We start from the raw sequence: 16,537 nt of genomic DNA, 5'->3' as shown, positions 1-16,537 counted from the left end.
GCCACTGTTTTTCTAATGCAGACGCATATCCAGCGTCATCGGCAGCTCGTCGTTAATGTTGAGCGACGGAACGTCCAGTTTGCCCGGGGTGTGACCGATGCGGAAGAAACGTGACAGGCGACGACTTTCCGCTTCGTTGGCGTTGACCGGCAAGGTTTCGTAGTTACGGCCGCCCGGGTGGGCGACATGATACTCGCAGCCACCCAGTGAGCGGTGCATCCAGGTGTCGAGCAGATCAAAAACCAGTGGCGCATGCACGCCGATGGTCGGTTGCAGGCAGTTGGCCGGTTGCCAGGCGCGATAACGCACACCCGCGACGAACTCGCCAACCCGTCCAGTGGGCTGCAAAGGCACCGCGACGCCGTTGCAGGTCAATACGTAGCGCTGCGGTGGTAGCCCGCTGAGATGCACCTGCAAGCGCTCCAGCGACGAATCGACGTAGCGCACCGCGCCACCGGCCGAGCCTTCTTCACCCAGAACGTGCCAGGGCTCCAGCGCCTGCCGCAGCTCCAGCTCGATGCCGTTGACGGCGTAATCACCCACTTTCGGAAAGCGAAATTCCAAATGCGCAGAGAACCAGTCGGCCTGTACCGGGTAGCCTGCTGCGTTGAGGTCGGCGACCACATCGGCGAAATCCTGCTCGATGAAGTGCGGCAGCATGAAGCGATCATGTAATTGCGTGCCCCAGCGTGCCAGCTTGGCCGGTGCATAGGGTTCACGCCAGAAACGCGCCACCAGTGCGCGTAGCAGTAACTGCTGCGCCAGGCTCATGCGCGCATGCGGCGGCATCTCGAAGGCACGCAGCTCCAGCAGGCCAAGACGCCCGGTTGCACCATCGGGCGAGTACAGCTTGTCGATGCAGAATTCGGCTCGATGGGTGTTGCCGGTGACGTCGATCAACAGGTTGCGCAACAGGCGGTCCACGATCCACGGCGCGACATCCTCACCAGGCTCCGGCATCTGTGCGAAGGCGATTTCCATTTCATAAAGCGAGTCGTTGCGCGCCTCATCGATGCGTGGTGCCTGGGACGTCGGGCCGATGAACAGGCCGGAAAACAGATACGACAGCGAAGGATGGTTGTGCCAATAGCTGATCAGACTGCGCAGCAGGTCTGGACGACGCAAAAACGGCGAATCCGCCGGTGTCGCACCGCCCAGCACGAAGTGGTTGCCGCCGCCTGTGCCGGTGTGGCGGCCGTCGATCATGAATTTCTCTGTGGTCAGACGTGTGAGACGCGCCTGCTCGTAAAGAAACTCGGTGCGCTCGACCAACTCGTCCCAACTGGCGGACGGCTGCACGTTGACCTCGATCACACCAGGGTCCGGGGTAATGCGGAAGTTACACAGACGCGGATCGCTAGGTGGCTCGTAGCCTTCCAGCAGAATCGGGCATTGCAGTTCTTCAGCGGTCGCTTCGATCACGGCCACCAGTTCAAGGTATTCCTCAAGCTTTTGCAGTGGCGGCATAAACAGATACAGACGCCCGTCGCGCGCTTCGGCACACAGCGCCGTACGAGTCAGCCAGTCGGCCGACTCATCGATTTTCGGCGAGCGTTCGGCGTCGATATCTGTGGACTTGAGCGCCGAGGTCAGCGAGTCGCTGTCGGCAAGCTCGGGGAAGTCCTGGTTATGATCGGTCGGATGAATGAACGGATACTCCGCCGCCTTGACCCAGGGCTGCGATGCCAATGGCAGGCGATAGCCCAGCGCGGAATCACCCGGCACCAGACGGCAGTGTTCGTCACGCAAATACCAGCGGCCACTCTGCCAGCTATCGCCGCCTGCATTACGGGCCAACGGCAGGACCTGACCAATCATCTTGTCCAGCCCCTGAGCGAATACCTTGCGCAGACGCGCGCGCTCCAGCTCATCACCCAGCCGCGAGTCTTCAGCAGTCACGTTGACCGGCAACGCACCTTCGCGCCACAGGTAGTAGAAATTGTCTTCGTAAGCCGGAAAAACGAAACGGGCCGGTAGTTTCAGACGCTCGGCAACGCTGGCCAGAAAGCGCCCGGCCAGCTCGCCGGTAGCGCCGTAATCCTGGGTTTCATCGGCGATCAGCGCATTGTTGCGCCAGACCGGTTTGCCATCCTTGCGCCAGAAACAGTTCAGTGACCAGCGTGGCAACTGTTCGCCCGGATACCATTTGCCCTGGCCGAAATGCACGATCCCCAGTGGCGCGTAATGCGCGCGCATGCGCTGAAACAGCTCGGCAGACAGCTCACGCTTGCGAGGCCCCAGCGCAGCCGTGTTCCACTCGGCACCGTCGCGATCATCGATGGACACGAACGTCGGTTCGCCGCCCATGGTCAGGCGCACGTCGTCACGCGTCAGGTCCGCGTCGATCTGTCGGCCAAGTGCCTGTATGTCCTGCCATTGCGCTTCGGTGTAAGGCTTGGTGACGCGTGGCGCCTCCCAGATGCGCTCGACCGACATTTCGTGGCTGAAATCGGTTTCGCACGGCTCGACCAGACCGCTGATCGGCGCTGCGGAAGACGGCTCCGGGCTGCACGCCAGCGGAATATGCCCTTCGCCTGCAAAGAGGCCGGAAGTAGCATCCAGACCGACCCAGCCAGCACCCGGCAGATAGACCTCGCACCAGGCATGCAGGTCGGTGAAGTCGACATCAGTGCCCGACGGCCCGTCCAGCGCCTCGACATCGGCCTTGAGCTGGATGAGATAGCCCGATACAAATCGCGCCGCCATGCCCAGATGGCGCAACAGCTGCACCAGCAGCCACGCGGAGTCACGGCAAGAACCTGAAGCGTTTTCCAGGGTGAATTCCGGGGTCTGCACACCCGGTTCCATACGGATCAGGTAAGCGACATCCTGACTCAGGCGCTGGTTGAGGCCCACCAGAAAGTCGATGGCGGGTATCGGCTCGCGACTGATGCTGTCCAGATACGCCCGAAATCTCGGGGTCAGCGGCAGTTTTTCGAGGTACGGCGCCAGCTCGCGCTGCTCTTCGCTGGCGTAGGTGAACGGAATGTTCTCGGCGTAAGGCTCCAGAAAGAAGTCGAACGGATTGAACACCGCCATCTCGGCGACCAGATCGACCTCGACGCGAAATTCCCTGGTCTTTTCCGGGAAGACCAGACGCGCCAGGTAATTACCTTGAGGGTCCTGCTGCCAGTTGATGAAGTGGTTTTCGGGCAGGACTTTCAGCGAATACGACAGTACGCGCGTGCGGCTGTGAGCGGCCGGGCGCAGGCGAACGATCTGAGGACCCAGTTCGACCGCGCGTTCGTAGCGATAGTGCGTGACATGGTGCAAGGCAATATGAATCGACACGGCGTGCCTCCTGCGAGCCTGAACGGTAATTGAGCCGCGCAAGACTTATGCCATCCGGTCAAAGTCGTGCGCCAACGAGAGTGACATTCCCCGCCCGATCAGGCGCAGCACCAAAAATGTGCTCGCCTGAACTGAAGGTGCAAGGGTCGCACGGAAACGGGGCGCACAGGGCAATAAGGTTGGACCCGCACGCAATATTTACTTAGTGCCACAGCCAGATTGATGACTGATTACATCGTCCTCCAATGATTAACCATTATCGGAGCACTTGTAATGACACAGCTAAATCCCGCGCAACAACCGCTTTCAGAACCGGCCCAAGCTGTCGACGCTCACATCGACCTCATGGATCCGGCCGAAAGTGCTGACTACGAGACGACACGAAAAGCATTGCTTGCGGTAATGCAGAGCAGCAATGCCCCTATCAGCCTTGAAGACATTCGGATCAAGCCAGATCCAGCGTCCGGATTCGGCGAATACTGCGCTGAGAAAGCGGCTCTGCCTGCACCGCTTCAAGCCGAAAAGCAGGAGTTGCCGTTTCAGATAGACAGCGATGGCCGCGTCAGCCTGGCATTGATGCTGAGCTACAACTACGGGTTGTCGCTTCCACCATCGCCTGACAAAACGGCAATCAAAACCCTGCTCAATACGCTGGCAGAACTTCGCGCCAGTCAGGAATTGGGGCTTATTGATCAGTTCGACATCAAGGTCATGCTGACACCGAAAAATCTGCAGGACCTGAAACGAGCCTGCACCGAGTACTTGGGCAACGAAGGTGGCACGCTGCTAAGCAAGCTGGGTGCTGAAATCATTGCCTCCTGTCCACTGGCAGATGTGCAGGACTCCCCAGTGGCGGTTATGGCCCGGGTTCTCAGATCCGGACCGGCAAGGGCATTGGGACAAACGCTGCTGGCACAACTTGATCGGCCTGAGGGAGAAACGTCCGCGTCCCTGATGACACTCATGGACCGGATTTTATGGCATGCCATCAGCAGCGATCTTCAGCAACCTGAGGATCGAAAGCCTGGAGAAATTGCCGGCTACACATTCTCCAGAACAGAAAACCTGGGGCGTAGCCACGCTGACATCCTGAACGATATGCACAGCCACCTGATCAACACGGGCAAGGCGGCGTCGATCAACGAAGCAATACTCGCACGCTTCATACTGGCACTGGAGAACTGCCCTGAATGGCTGGTCAACGGTGTTCCCGACGATCTGCCATATGGTTGTACTGAAGTGTGGGTCAATTTTCAGCATGGGGTCACCCTTGCGGAAGCCATCGAGTTTGGTTCTTCACGCTGGATGAGCTTTGACGACCTGATCGAACTGCCAGTGATCTTCAACAAAAAGATGGACACCGAAGAACAGCAGGCAGCCTATCTCACAACCCGCCTGCCCATCCTTCTGGCATGGGCGCAGGCCAACGGTTATATCCGTATTCAGGGCAACCTGCCTTATTCCGAACAAGAGATAGCACAGGCAGTCAGCGCGTTCGAAGAATCCGAAACCGAATCACTTGAAGCTGTGAATGCACTGGTTCGCACAGCGCCAGAACGCAAGGCGCTGGCCATCGTCGCCATGACAGAAGCGCGAAGAACGCCTGCAATTCAACAGATACTTGAGCAGGAAGATTACCCATTCCCGCCCATTGATCTACGCCCCAGGCTGGCGGTGCTACGCAAAAGCCATACGCCTGTCTATCGCGATCATAAAGGCACCCTCTCAGCATCCAATCTGCCCTATAACGCTTACGGCATAAAACACGATTCGTCGTCGTTGCTGGAGGTCTACATGGCCGGTGAAAACATTGATGACTGGAGACTGCCGGGGCGCGACAGCACGGAAGGCCTACTTCCCATAAACCGTGAAATGCAGTTGCTGTACAAGGCGCTGCCAGACATCAATCAACAATTCGAGCATGAGTTTCAGGCTTATCTGGCGGATGCCCGCAAGGCTTACGCGACAATCATTAAAAAGTTGCTGACTCAACTGCCTTTCAAGCATCGCCTGGCCATCGAAAATGGTGCCGTATCACTCTACTCGCTCAGACTACCGACCCAAGACCTGATGGCTGTTGCAGAAAGCGAGGAGCATCGAGAACCACTACGAGGGCGCGCCGGTTTTATCATTGAGGCTGTCTACGAAGGTAAAACAAGGTTCTACGAAGTTTTCCCGCTGTTGATGAGGGTGCGGTATCGCCCTGATCTGAAGGCGCTTATCGAGAATGGTGTACCCGGGATCGAGTTCTGGACGATTACATCCACAATCCCGACGCCGGTGGTTGTCAATAAGGGAAGAACATTGCCGTTTGATCAAAACGCCTACCTGCGCGGCGATGAACCGCGTGATGGCGCGACCGCCACCATGATTGCAGAAATTGTTGGCGAGCCATTCGGCCCATCGAACACTGAGACAGCCCTGCATATGCCCATAACCACGTTTTCAAAACGCTGTACCGGCATTGCCAGTATTGTCTGCAGCCAGTTGTTCTACATTAATGAGGATGACCTTTATGCACAATGCAAAGGCATTACCAAAATAGAAAAGGACAAAAGCGCGCCCGGGGCTATCGAAGAGATAACCAATATCCTGATATCTCTGACGCCCTGGCACGAATTCAAAAGCCTCCTGTCCGGAGAGAAAAACCGCATGAGGGCAGGAGCACTAGGGCTGACGGTCTACATGATTCCGTACGGTGGTTTCGCCGGAAAGCTACTTGCAGGTACTGCAAAGGTCGCCACGCGTTTAGGCAAAAAGCTGATAGCCCGAGTTGGCAAAGTTCATGTTTCGAAATTGCTCATGAAAACGCGCATTACACTCAGAGGTACCACCTCGATCAATATCAGGCTAGCCCCTGACATGGCGGGGAAAGTATTGACTGGCGTTTCGCAATTCGTCGTGAAGCACGTCACCTGGAAATTTTTGGCGATAAACGTAGGTAAGGGTTACAGTCGCAGACTTCTCGCCAGTATGGGCACGCAGGAGCCTCAAGCTGAAGAGCAAAAGGCTACCTGACCTGAAGAACAGCCGGGCCGCAGGCACAAGCGTACCTGCGGCCCATAGCTATCAGCGAGGCACTGCAGGCTTGCGGGCTGGCTTGCCGCCTTTGCCCTTGCCACCCTTGGCTGCATCCATGCGCTCCTTGGCGGCCTGCTTGTTGCGCGCCATTGCGGCGGCCTTGGCCTCTTCGCGTTTGTCCCACGGCTTGCTGCCATCGCTGCCACGCGGTGGCAGGCCAGTATGCTGGGTCTGGATCAGCGTAGTCTTCGCGTTCTTGGCAACCTTGTGGCTGCCAGCTGGCGTCGAGTTCTTGCGGCGCGCACTTTGATAGCTGTCGGTCGCCGGCTGATGCAACGGGATCAGTTGATCCTTGCCCGGCCCGATCAGATCGGCACGGCCCATGCGTTCAAGGGCCTCGCGCAACATCGGCCAGCCTTTCGGGTCGTGATACCGCAGGAAGGCCTTGTGCAGACGACGCTGCGCTTCACTCTTCACAATCGTGACTGCGTCGCTCTTGTAGGTGACTTTGCGCAAAGGGTTCTTGCCGGAGTGGTACATGGCCGTGGCGGTTGCCATCGGCGACGGGTAGAACGCCTGCACCTGATCCGCGCGGAAGCCGTTGCCCTTGAGCCACAGCGCCAGGTTCATCATGTCTTCATCGGTGGTGCCGGGGTGTGCGGCGATGAAGTAAGGAATCAGGTACTGCTCCTTGCCGGCTTCCTTGGTGTACTTCTCGAACATGCGCTTGAATTTGTCATAGCTGCCAATGCCCGGCTTCATCATCTGGTTGAGCGGACCTTCCTCGGTGTGCTCCGGGGCGATCTTCAGGTAACCACCCACGTGGTGCGTTACCAGCTCTTTGACATACTCCGGCGACTCGACCGCCAGGTCGTAGCGCAGGCCCGAGGCGATCAGGATTTTCTTCACGCCCGGCAGGGCGCGGGCACTGCGATACAGCTGAATCAGCGATGAGTGATCGGTATTCAGGTTCGGGCAGATGCCGGGGAATACGCAGGACGGCTTACGGCAAGCCGATTCGATCTCCGGGCTTTTGCAGGCGATGCGGTACATGTTCGCGGTCGGCCCGCCCAGGTCGGAAATCACGCCAGTAAAGCCCGGCACCTTGTCGCGAATCTCTTCGATTTCGCGAATGATCGACTCTTCGGAGCGGTTCTGAATGATCCGGCCTTCATGCTCGGTGATCGAGCAGAAGGTGCAGCCGCCGAAGCAGCCACGCATGATGTTCACCGAGAAACGAATCATGTCGTAGGCAGGGATCTTTTCCTTGCCGTACGCAGGATGCGGGACACGCGCGTAAGGCATGCCAAACACGTAGTCCATTTCTTCAGTGGTCATCGGAATGGGCGGCGGGTTGAACCAGACGTCGACCTCTCCATGCTTCTGCACCAGCGCGCGGGCGTTGCCCGGGTTGGTTTCAAGGTGCAAGACGCGGTTGGCGTGGGCATACAGCACAGCGTCATTACGGACCTTTTCCACCGATGGCAGGCGGATGACCGTCTTGTCCCGGGTCATGCGCGGGCTGGCAAGAATCTGCACCACCTTGGCTTCGTTAGGGTCCTCGACGTTGCCTTTTTCCTGCTCGATGGCGCAGGCCTGCGTGTCCTGGGTGTTGACGTACGGGTTGATGATCTTGTCGACCTTGCCCGGACGGTCAATACGTGTCGAATCGACTTCGTACCAACCCTGCGGCGTGTCGCGACGAATGAACGCGGTGCCGCGCACATCGGTGATGTCTTCGATCTTGTGGCCATAGGACAGGCGCTGAGCGACTTCGACAATCGCGCGTTCGGCATTGCCGTACAGCAGGATGTCGGCGCAGGCGTCAATCAGGATCGAGTTGCGAACCTTGTCCTGCCAGTAGTCATAGTGCGCGATGCGGCGCAGCGAAGCTTCGATGCCTCCCAGCACGATTGGTACATGCTTGTAGGCTTCCTTGCAGCGCTGGCTGTAGACCAGACTCGCGCGATCCGGACGCTTGCCAGCCATGCCGCCAGGGGTATAGGCGTCATCGGAGCGAATCTTCTTGTCCGCGGTATAGCGGTTGATCATCGAGTCCATGTTGCCTGCAGCGACACCGAAGAACAGGTTCGGCTCGCCGAGCTTCATGAAGTCGTCTTTGGACTGCCAGTTTGGCTGCGCAATGATCCCGACCCGAAAGCCCTGGGACTCAAGCAGACGGCCGATGATCGCCATGCCGAAAGACGGGTGATCGACGTACGCATCACCGGTAACGATGATGATGTCGCAGGAATCCCAGCCAAGCAGATCCATCTCTTCCCGGCTCATGGGCAGGAAAGGTGCTGGTCCGAAACATTCGGCCCAGTACTTGGGATAGTCAAATAACGGCTTGGCTGCTTGCATGTTCAGGACCTACGTTTGCACGTTGGAAAAATCGCGGGCGCGGAATATAGCACATTTTTTGATCAAACCCGACGACAGTGGTCGGATTTGATTGGCCTGGCCTCGGGTCAATCGTCGTCGAAGTTGTAACTGCCCGGTGCCAGGTTCTCGAAACGCGTGTATTTGCCGATGAATGCGAGGCGTGTGGTGCCGATCGGCCCGTTACGCTGCTTGCCGATGATGATCTCGGCAATGCCTTTATGCTCGGTTTCCGGGTGATACACCTCGTCCCGGTAGACGAACATGATCACGTCGGCGTCCTGCTCGATCGCTCCGGATTCCCGGAGGTCGGAGTTGATCGGACGCTTGTTCGGCCGCTGCTCAAGGGAGCGGTTGAGCTGCGACAGGGCAATGACCGGGCAGTTGAATTCCTTGGCCAGCGCTTTCAGCGAGCGCGAAATCTCGGAAATTTCGTTGGTCCGGTTGTCACCGCTCGAGCCGGGAATCTGCATCAACTGCAGGTAGTCGATCATGATCATGGCGATATCGCCGTGCTCACGTACGATCCGCCGGGTACGCGCACGCATTTCGGACGGGCTGATACCGGCAGTGTCATCGATGAACAGCTTGCGATCATTGAGCAGGTTGACCGCGGACGTCAGCCGCGGCCAGTCATCGTCGTCGAGCTGACCCGCGCGCACCTTGGTCTGGTCGATGCGCCCCAGTGACGACAACATACGCATGATCAGCGATTCACCTGGCATCTCCAGCGAGTAGACCAGAACCACCTTGTCACTGCGCAGCACCGCATTCTCGACAAGGTTCATGGCAAACGTGGTTTTACCCATCGACGGACGTCCGGCAACGATGATCAGGTCGGCGGGCTGCATTCCGCTGGTCTTTTCGTCGAGGTCGGTATACCCGGTGGACAGGCCGGTGATGGCGTTATCACTGTTGAACAGGGTATCGATACGGTCGATGGCCTTGGTCAGCAGGTCGTTGACGCTGACCGGACCGCCCGTCTTGGGGCGCGCTTCGGCGATCTGGAAGATCTGCCGCTCAGCCTCGTCAAGAATTTCTTCGGCGGTACGGCCTTCCGGGTTGAACGCACTGTCGGCAATTTCGGTGCTGATGCCGATCAATTGCCGCAATGTGGCACGTGCCCGGACAATCTGCGCGTAGGCCTTGATGTTGGCGACAGAAGGCGTGTTTTTCGCCAGCTCACTGAGGTAGCCCAGGCCGCCTACTTGCGAGGTCTGCCCTTCCTTGTCCAGCTGCTCAGCCAGGGTGACCACGTCAATCGGGCTGTTCTGGTCGGCCAAGCGGGCGATGGCGCGGAATATCAGGCGGTGGTCATGTCGATAGAAATCACCATCGGAAACTTGATCAAGCACCCGCTCCCAGGCGTTGTTATCCAGCATCAAACCACCGAGCACGGCCTGTTCGGCCTCGATGGAATGTGGCGGCACCTTCAGGGCAGCGGTTTGCAGATCGTATTGTTCGGGGGTGGAAATATCGTTCATGGCCACTTCAATTCGAGGTTTGCAGAATGGGGATGGCACAAAGACAAAGGGCACGACCTGTGAACAGGATCGTGCCCGATGTTAATCCTCTGGCAGCAATGCCGCCAGACGATTACGTATTGCTTAAGCAGCCACTACGACAACGCGTACGGTCGCTTCTACGTCGCTGTGCAGGTGCACGGCTACGTCGTATTCGCCAACGTTGCGGATAGTGCCGTTCGGCAGACGAACTTCGCTTTTTGCAACTTCAACGCCGGAGGCGGTCAGTGCATCAGCGATGTCGTGCGTACCGATCGAACCGAACAGCTTGCCTTCGTCACCAGCGGTGGCAGTGATAGTCACTTCCAGCTCAGCCAGTTGAGCAGCGCGAGTTTCGGCAGATGCTTTCTTGTCTGCAGCCAGTTTTTCCAGCTCTGCACGACGCTCTTCAAACGCAGCCACGTTGGCAGCGGTTGCAGCGGTTGCTTTGCCGTAAGGCAGCAGGTAGTTACGACCGTAGCCGGCCTTAACGTTTACTTTGTCGCCCAGGTTGCCCAGGTTGGCGACTTTTTCCAGAAGGATCAGTTGCATGTGGAAATCCTCTTAACTTTTAACCTTCACCGTTCGCAGGACCATTGCCGGAATCTTTCGAACTCCGGCGACCGCGAAAATCAATCAGGCTGTCGACAATGGCAATTACCACGAGCAACGGATAGATCAGTTGCATGAACACCAGCAGCGTTATGTACATCCCTACCAGCCAGAACCGGGAAAGCCGCTTTTCAGCAACCAGACCGTGGATCAGAGCCAGCCCCGCAAACACCAGCGGTACGCTGCAAAGCGGTGTAAGTATTGCTATCTGCGGACCGAAATTCGGCCCCACCAGCATGCACACCAACAGCGCCAACGCAGGCACCAGCGGGAGTTTCACAGCGCGAAATTCACGCCCGAAACCACCAGGGTTGTACAACATCGCTTGCCAGTACCGCCCAAGAATCAGGCACAGCACACTGACAATTTGCAGCACAGCCGCTATCAGGCCATTCAGGACGGGTGCAATCAGTGCCCCCAGACGCGCTCGCTCTTCTACGTTCAACTGCTCGTAGAGCCCGGCCAGCATTGTCGGCAGATGCTTTTGCAGCTCCTGCGACATTGCTTCCAGAGGTTCGCGAAAAACCGTGCCCAGAATTACTGCATACACCACACCCAACGCCACGCTGACCAGCAGCACGCGGACCCAGGACTCGCTGGCACGCAAAACCATTGCCAAACTCAGCGAACCTGCCAGCACCATGGCTGTACGAGGTTCGCCGAAATACCACCAGACCAAAGCCGGCAGCAGAGCCCAGGACAGGACACCAACGGCATCACTGAACCCGCGTCGCAGAAGCACAAGGCACCCTGCGGCAGCACTCAACCAGAACAACAGCGGCAATGCCGCACATCCAGCCACTACAAGAGTGGCCTGCATACGGCCGCGCATGATGAATTCAGCCAGGGCACGCATGCTTTCTATCCTTTGTTACGTTTTGTCGACTACCTGGTCTCAGCGGCCGTGGCTGTCGGTGTAGGCCAGCAGGGCCAGGAAGCGGGCACGCTTGATAGCGGTGGCCAGCTGACGCTGATAACGTGCTTTGGTACCAGTGATACGGCTTGGAACGATTTTGCCGGTCTCGGATACGTAGGCTTTCAGAGTGTTGAGATCTTTGTAATCGATCTCTTTGACGTCTTCAGCGGTGAAGCGGCAGAATTTACGACGACGGAAGAAACGTGCCATGTAATTGGCTCCTCAAAAGGTCCGTGGATTACTCGTCAGCGTTATCGCTAACGTCGCTGTTGTCGCCGTCATCGCCATCGGCGCTGTCGGAGTGCTCAGGACGGTCACGACGCTCACGGCGCTCACTGCGGTTCTCTTCAGCCTTGAGCATCTCGGACTGGCCAGTTACGGCTTCGTCGCGACGGATGACCAGGTTACGGATCACAGCATCGTTGTAACGGAAGTTGTCTTCCAGCTCGGCCAGAGCCTTGCCAGTGCACTCAACGTTCAGCATCACGTAGTGAGCCTTGTGAACATTGTTGATTGCGTAAGCCAGTTGACGACGGCCCCAATCTTCCAGACGGTGGATTTTGCCGCCGTCTTCTTCGATCAGCTTGGTGTAACGCTCTACCATGCCGCCGACTTGCTCGCTTTGATCCGGGTGGACCAAAAAGATAATTTCGTAATGACGCATGAATGCTCCTTACGGGTTGTAGCCTGCCGCTCAAAAGCGGTCAGACAAGGAGTGAATGACACTGTTGGTCTTGCTCAGGGACAGGCACATGCGCGCCTGCCGTGACAGCAAGGGGCGCAATTGTAGAGAAGGGTCGAGGGAGGCGCAAGGCAATTGGTGAATTAATGAGCAGATCGCATGGCGCGACCTGCTCACTCTGGCCAGGCGCCGAAATCAGGCCTTTTTGCCGGCAGCCTTGACACTGCGCTGACGCAGCGCTTCAAACAGACACACGCCAGTCGCGACCGACACGTTAAGACTGCTGACACTGCCCGCCATCGGCAGACGCACCAGATAATCGCAGTGCTCGCGGGTCAGGCGACGCATGCCCTTGCCTTCCGCACCCATGATGATGATGGTCGGGCCGGTCAGGTCCTGTTGATACAACTCGACCTCGGCCTCGCCTGCCGTGCCGACAACCCACAAGCCGCGCTGCTGGAGCTTTTCCAGCGTGCGCGCCAGGTTGGTCACAGCCACCAGCGGGATGACTTCTGCCGCACCGCAGGCGACTTTGCGCACCGCTGGCGTCAAGGTCGCAGACTTATCCTTGGGCACGATCACGGCCAGTGCACCTGCCGCATCGGCGGTACGCAGGCAGGCGCCGAGGTTGTGCGGATCGGTCACACCATCAAGCACCAGCAGCAACGGCGAACCTTCGCTGCGGTCGAGTAGCTCGTCGAGCATTGCCTCGCCCCAGACCTGGCTAGGACTCACATCGGCAACCACACCTTGATGCACGCCTTCGACCCAGGCATCCATTTCGCGACGCTCCGCCTGACCAATGGTCACGCGATTCTCACCCGCCAGCGCCACCAGCGTCTGAACGCGGGGGTCGTTACGACCCTCGGCCAGCCAGATGTGCTTGACGCGTTTCGGGTGATGACGAAGTAACGCTTCTACGGCGTGAACACCGTAGATTTTTTCCAGCTGACTCATGACTTGGCCTTGGGTTTACGAGCGCCACCACTTTTCGCGGTTGGCGCGGAGCCCGATTTTGACGGACCTTTACGGTGTTTGCTGGCCGGCTTGCCCGATGAAGGCGCAGAGCCCGACCTGTCAGGCTTTCCCGACGACGCCTTGCTACCACCCTTCGCGTCTGCCAGAAGGGCTTTTTTCAGCTCGCGGCTTTTACGCACTTCTGCGTTTTTCGCCGCCGCATCGCTCGGGCGATACGCTTCGGTACTGCTCTCCTTGGCAGAAGCGCTACGGCGACCGGACTTGGCAGGCGCCTTTTCCTTTTCAGCCGCTGTAGTAGCAGGCGGCGCAGTGTCATGACCACGACGCTTGCGACCAACCGGCGTTGCAGCCGCTGCGGTTTCGGAAATCTCGAAGTCGATCTTGCGCTCATCCAGATCAACACGCATGACGCGCACTTCGACGCTGTCGCCCAGACGGAAGTTACGCCCGGTACGCTCGCCGGCAAGGCGGTGATGCAGGGGGTCGAAATGGTAGTAATCACCCGGCAGAGCCGTGACGTGAACCAGACCTTCGACGTAGATGTCAGTCAGCTCGACGAACAGGCCAAAGCCGGTTACCGCCGTAATCACGCCCGGGAATGACTCGCCCACGCGATCTTTCATGTACTCGCACTTGAGCCAGTTGACCACGTCGCGCGTAGCCTCGTCGGCACGGCGCTCGCTCATCGAGCATTGTTCGCCCAACTGATCGAGCAGCGCGTCGTCGTACGGGTAGATACGCGCCTTCGGAATCGTTGCAGCACCGGCACGACGTACGTGTGGAGTATCCTGCTTGGAGCGGATAACGCTGCGAATAGCACGGTGCGTCAGCAGATCCGGATAACGACGGATCGGCGAGGTGAAGTGCGTATACGCTTCGTAATTCAGACCGAAGTGGCCGTTGTTGTCCGAGCTGTAAACGGCCTGGCTCAACGAACGCAGCATGACGGTCTGAATCAGGTGGTAATCCGGACGGTCACGAACGGTTTCAAGCAGCGCCTGATAATCCTTCGGTGTCGGTCCTTCCTTGCCTTTGTGCAGCGTCAGACCCAGCTCACCCAGGAATGCACGCAGTTTTTCCAGACGCTCTGGCGGCGGACCATCATGGACGCGGTACAACGCGGGAATTTCGTGCTTCTTCAAGAACTGCGCGGTGGCCACGTTGGCGGCCAGCATGCACTCTTCGATCAGCTTGTGAGCATCGTTACGAGTGGTCGGACGGATTTCGGCAATCTTGCGCTCGGAACCGAAGATGATCCGGGTTTCCTGAGTTTCGAAATCGATCGCACCGCGCACATGACGCGCACCCAGCAACACCTTGTACATGGCGTAAAGCTGCTTGAGGTGCGGAACCACGTCGCCGTATTCGCCGCGAAGGCTTTTGGCTTCAGCCGTTTTCGGCTGTTCCAGGATCGTGCTGACCTTGTTGTAGGTCAGGCGAGCGTGGGAGTGGATGATGCCTTCGTAGAATACGTAGTCAGTCATCTCGCCGGTCTTGGAGATGGTCATCTCACAAACCATGGCCAGACGATCGACATGCGGGTTCAGCGAGCACAGGCCGTTGGACAACTGCTCAGGCAACATCGGTACAACACGCTCGGGGAAGTACACCGAGTTGCCGCGAACCTGGGATTCAGCATCCAGCGCCGAGCCGATTTTCACGTAGCTCGATACGTCGGCAATGGCCACGTAGAGCTTCCAGCCACCGGAGAACAAGCGCAGCTTGCCCGGCTTGGCTTCGCAATAAACCGCGTCATCAAAGTCGCGAGCGTCTTCGCCATCGATGGTCACGAAAGGCAGGTGGCGCAGGTCTACGCGGTTTTCCTTGTCCTTCTCTTCGACTTCCGGCTTTAGCTTCGCAGCTTCCTTGAGTACAGCCTCGGGCCACACGTGCGGAATATCGTAAGTGCGTAGCGCAACATCGATTTCCATGCCCGGCGCCATGTAGTTGCCGACCACTTCGACCACATCACCCTGCGGCTGGAAGCGCGGCGTTGGCCAGTGGGTGATTTTCACCTCGACGAACTGGCCGATCTTCGCATTATTGTTGCGGCCCGGCGTTACCAGCACTTCCTGCTGGATTTTCGGGTTATCGGGTACAACAAAACCAATGCCGCTCTCTTCGAAGTAGCGACCAACGATGGTTTCGTGAGCACGCGAGATCACTTCGACAATAACGCCTTCGCGACGACCGCGACGGTCAAGGCCGGAAACGCGCGCCAGCGCCCGGTCACCGTCGAATACCAGACGCATTTGCGCCGGGCTCATGAACAGGTCATCGGAACCGTCGTCCGGCACCAGAAAGCCGAAGCCATCGCGATGCCCGGAGATGCGACCCAGGATAAGGTCAAGCTTGTCTACCGGTGCATAAGTGCCACGACGGGTATAGATCAACTGGGCGTCGCGCTCCATCGCGCGAAGGCGACGGCGCAGGGCCTCGAATTGATCTTCGGTGGTCAGGCCGAATTCTTCGACCAGTTGCTCGCGACTGGCCGGCGAACCGCGCTCGGCAAGGTGCTGCAATATCAGCTCACGGCTGGGAATAGGGTTTTCGTATTTTTCCGCTTCACGAGCGGCCTCGGGATCGAGGGACTGCCAATCGGCCATTAGATAGTTTTCACCTTGTATATATAGGGGTTAGTTTGGCATAGACCTCATGAAACGGGAAATTTCACGCTCAAACCACTCGACAAAAAGCCTCCCTGACCACGCTGCAACACCCGAAACACACCGCCCGCGAATTTTTTCGACTTTTTTTCATCGCCGGGGTTTACAGCCTAAAAAGCGCTCCGTATAGTGCGCGCCATCGGCAGGTTGATGCCTTCCGATACTGCCCAGATGGTGAAATTGGTAGACACGCCAGCTTCAGGTGCTGGTGACCGCAAGGTCGTGGAAGTTCGAGTCTTCTTCTGGGCACCAATTCAGGCAACAGACTACAACAGTCTCCCGCCTCACAAAAACCCGCGAAAGCGGGTTTTTGCATTTTCAGGTTTTGATTATTAAATCAAAACAGGGGTTTACAGAGCAAAATGATCGCCGTATAGTGCGCCCCATCAACGGCGGAGACGCTGCTGATGCTGCCCAGATGGTGAAATTGGTAGACACGCCAGCTTCAGGTGCTGGTGACCGCAAGGTCGTGGAAGTTCGAGTCTTC

Annotated in this window: 10 protein-coding genes and 1 tRNA gene; 2 read left to right on the top strand and 9 right to left on the bottom strand. The window is 58.0% G+C overall.

Annotated elements, in window-relative coordinates:
- Positions 1-12 precede the first annotated feature (12 nt).
- Positions 13-3,291: a transglutaminase family protein gene (locus RYB09_RS21745; protein WP_316890178.1), complete on the bottom strand. Its 3,279-nt coding sequence runs from the start codon at positions 3,289-3,291 to the stop codon at positions 13-15.
- Between the two features lie 273 nt (positions 3,292-3,564).
- On the opposite strand from RYB09_RS21745, the gene RYB09_RS21740 reads away from it, so the two are divergent.
- Positions 3,565-6,309: an MFS transporter gene (locus RYB09_RS21740; protein ID WP_316890176.1), complete on the top strand. Its 2,745-nt coding sequence runs from the start codon at positions 3,565-3,567 to the stop codon at positions 6,307-6,309.
- Positions 6,310-6,360: 51 nt separating this feature from the next.
- Here RYB09_RS21740 and RYB09_RS21735 read toward each other — a convergent pair whose 3' ends face one another.
- The 8 genes from RYB09_RS21735 to rnr form a co-directional block, all read right to left on the bottom strand.
- On the bottom strand, positions 6,361-8,676 hold the full coding sequence (locus RYB09_RS21735) for a YgiQ family radical SAM protein (RefSeq protein ID WP_316890174.1): 2,316 nt from the start codon (positions 8,674-8,676) through the stop codon (positions 6,361-6,363).
- Positions 8,677-8,783: 107 nt separating this feature from the next.
- A complete protein-coding gene (gene dnaB, locus RYB09_RS21730) occupies positions 8,784-10,178 on the bottom strand; it encodes a replicative DNA helicase (protein WP_002551832.1) in 1,395 nt (464 codons plus the stop codon).
- A 123-nt stretch (positions 10,179-10,301) separates the two neighbouring features.
- Positions 10,302-10,748, bottom strand: coding sequence for a 50S ribosomal protein L9 (gene rplI, locus RYB09_RS21725; RefSeq protein ID WP_002551831.1), 447 nt, complete (start codon positions 10,746-10,748; stop codon positions 10,302-10,304).
- Positions 10,749-10,767: 19 nt separating this feature from the next.
- Positions 10,768-11,664 (bottom strand): hypothetical protein, encoded by an 897-nt coding sequence (locus tag RYB09_RS21720; protein ID WP_316890173.1) that lies wholly within the window; start codon positions 11,662-11,664, stop codon positions 10,768-10,770.
- A 39-nt stretch (positions 11,665-11,703) separates the two neighbouring features.
- Positions 11,704-11,934, bottom strand: a complete 231-nt coding sequence (gene rpsR, locus RYB09_RS21715; protein ID WP_002551829.1) for a 30S ribosomal protein S18 — start codon at positions 11,932-11,934, stop codon at positions 11,704-11,706.
- A 28-nt stretch (positions 11,935-11,962) separates the two neighbouring features.
- Entirely contained in the window at positions 11,963-12,388 is a 426-nt protein-coding gene (rpsF, locus tag RYB09_RS21710; protein WP_002551828.1) for a 30S ribosomal protein S6, read from the bottom strand.
- A gap of 213 nt (positions 12,389-12,601) precedes the next feature.
- Positions 12,602-13,363: a 23S rRNA (guanosine(2251)-2'-O)-methyltransferase RlmB gene (gene rlmB, locus RYB09_RS21705; RefSeq protein WP_004666402.1), complete on the bottom strand. Its 762-nt coding sequence runs from the start codon at positions 13,361-13,363 to the stop codon at positions 12,602-12,604.
- Positions 13,360-15,990 (bottom strand): ribonuclease R, encoded by a 2,631-nt coding sequence (gene rnr / locus RYB09_RS21700; protein WP_058401222.1) that lies wholly within the window; start codon positions 15,988-15,990, stop codon positions 13,360-13,362. The genes rlmB and rnr overlap by 4 nt, the downstream gene beginning before the upstream one ends.
- 225 nt (positions 15,991-16,215) lie before the next feature.
- Here rnr and RYB09_RS21695 point away from each other — a divergent pair.
- Positions 16,216-16,302 (top strand) — tRNA-Leu (locus RYB09_RS21695).
- Positions 16,303-16,537 lie beyond the last annotated feature (235 nt).

This window comes from Pseudomonas syringae group sp. J254-4, assembly GCF_032586855.1.
Lineage (GTDB): Bacteria > Pseudomonadota > Gammaproteobacteria > Pseudomonadales > Pseudomonadaceae > Aquipseudomonas > Aquipseudomonas amygdali.
Note: the sequence above shows the minus strand (reverse complement) of the source record. Positions and strands in the feature narration are given on the sequence as shown.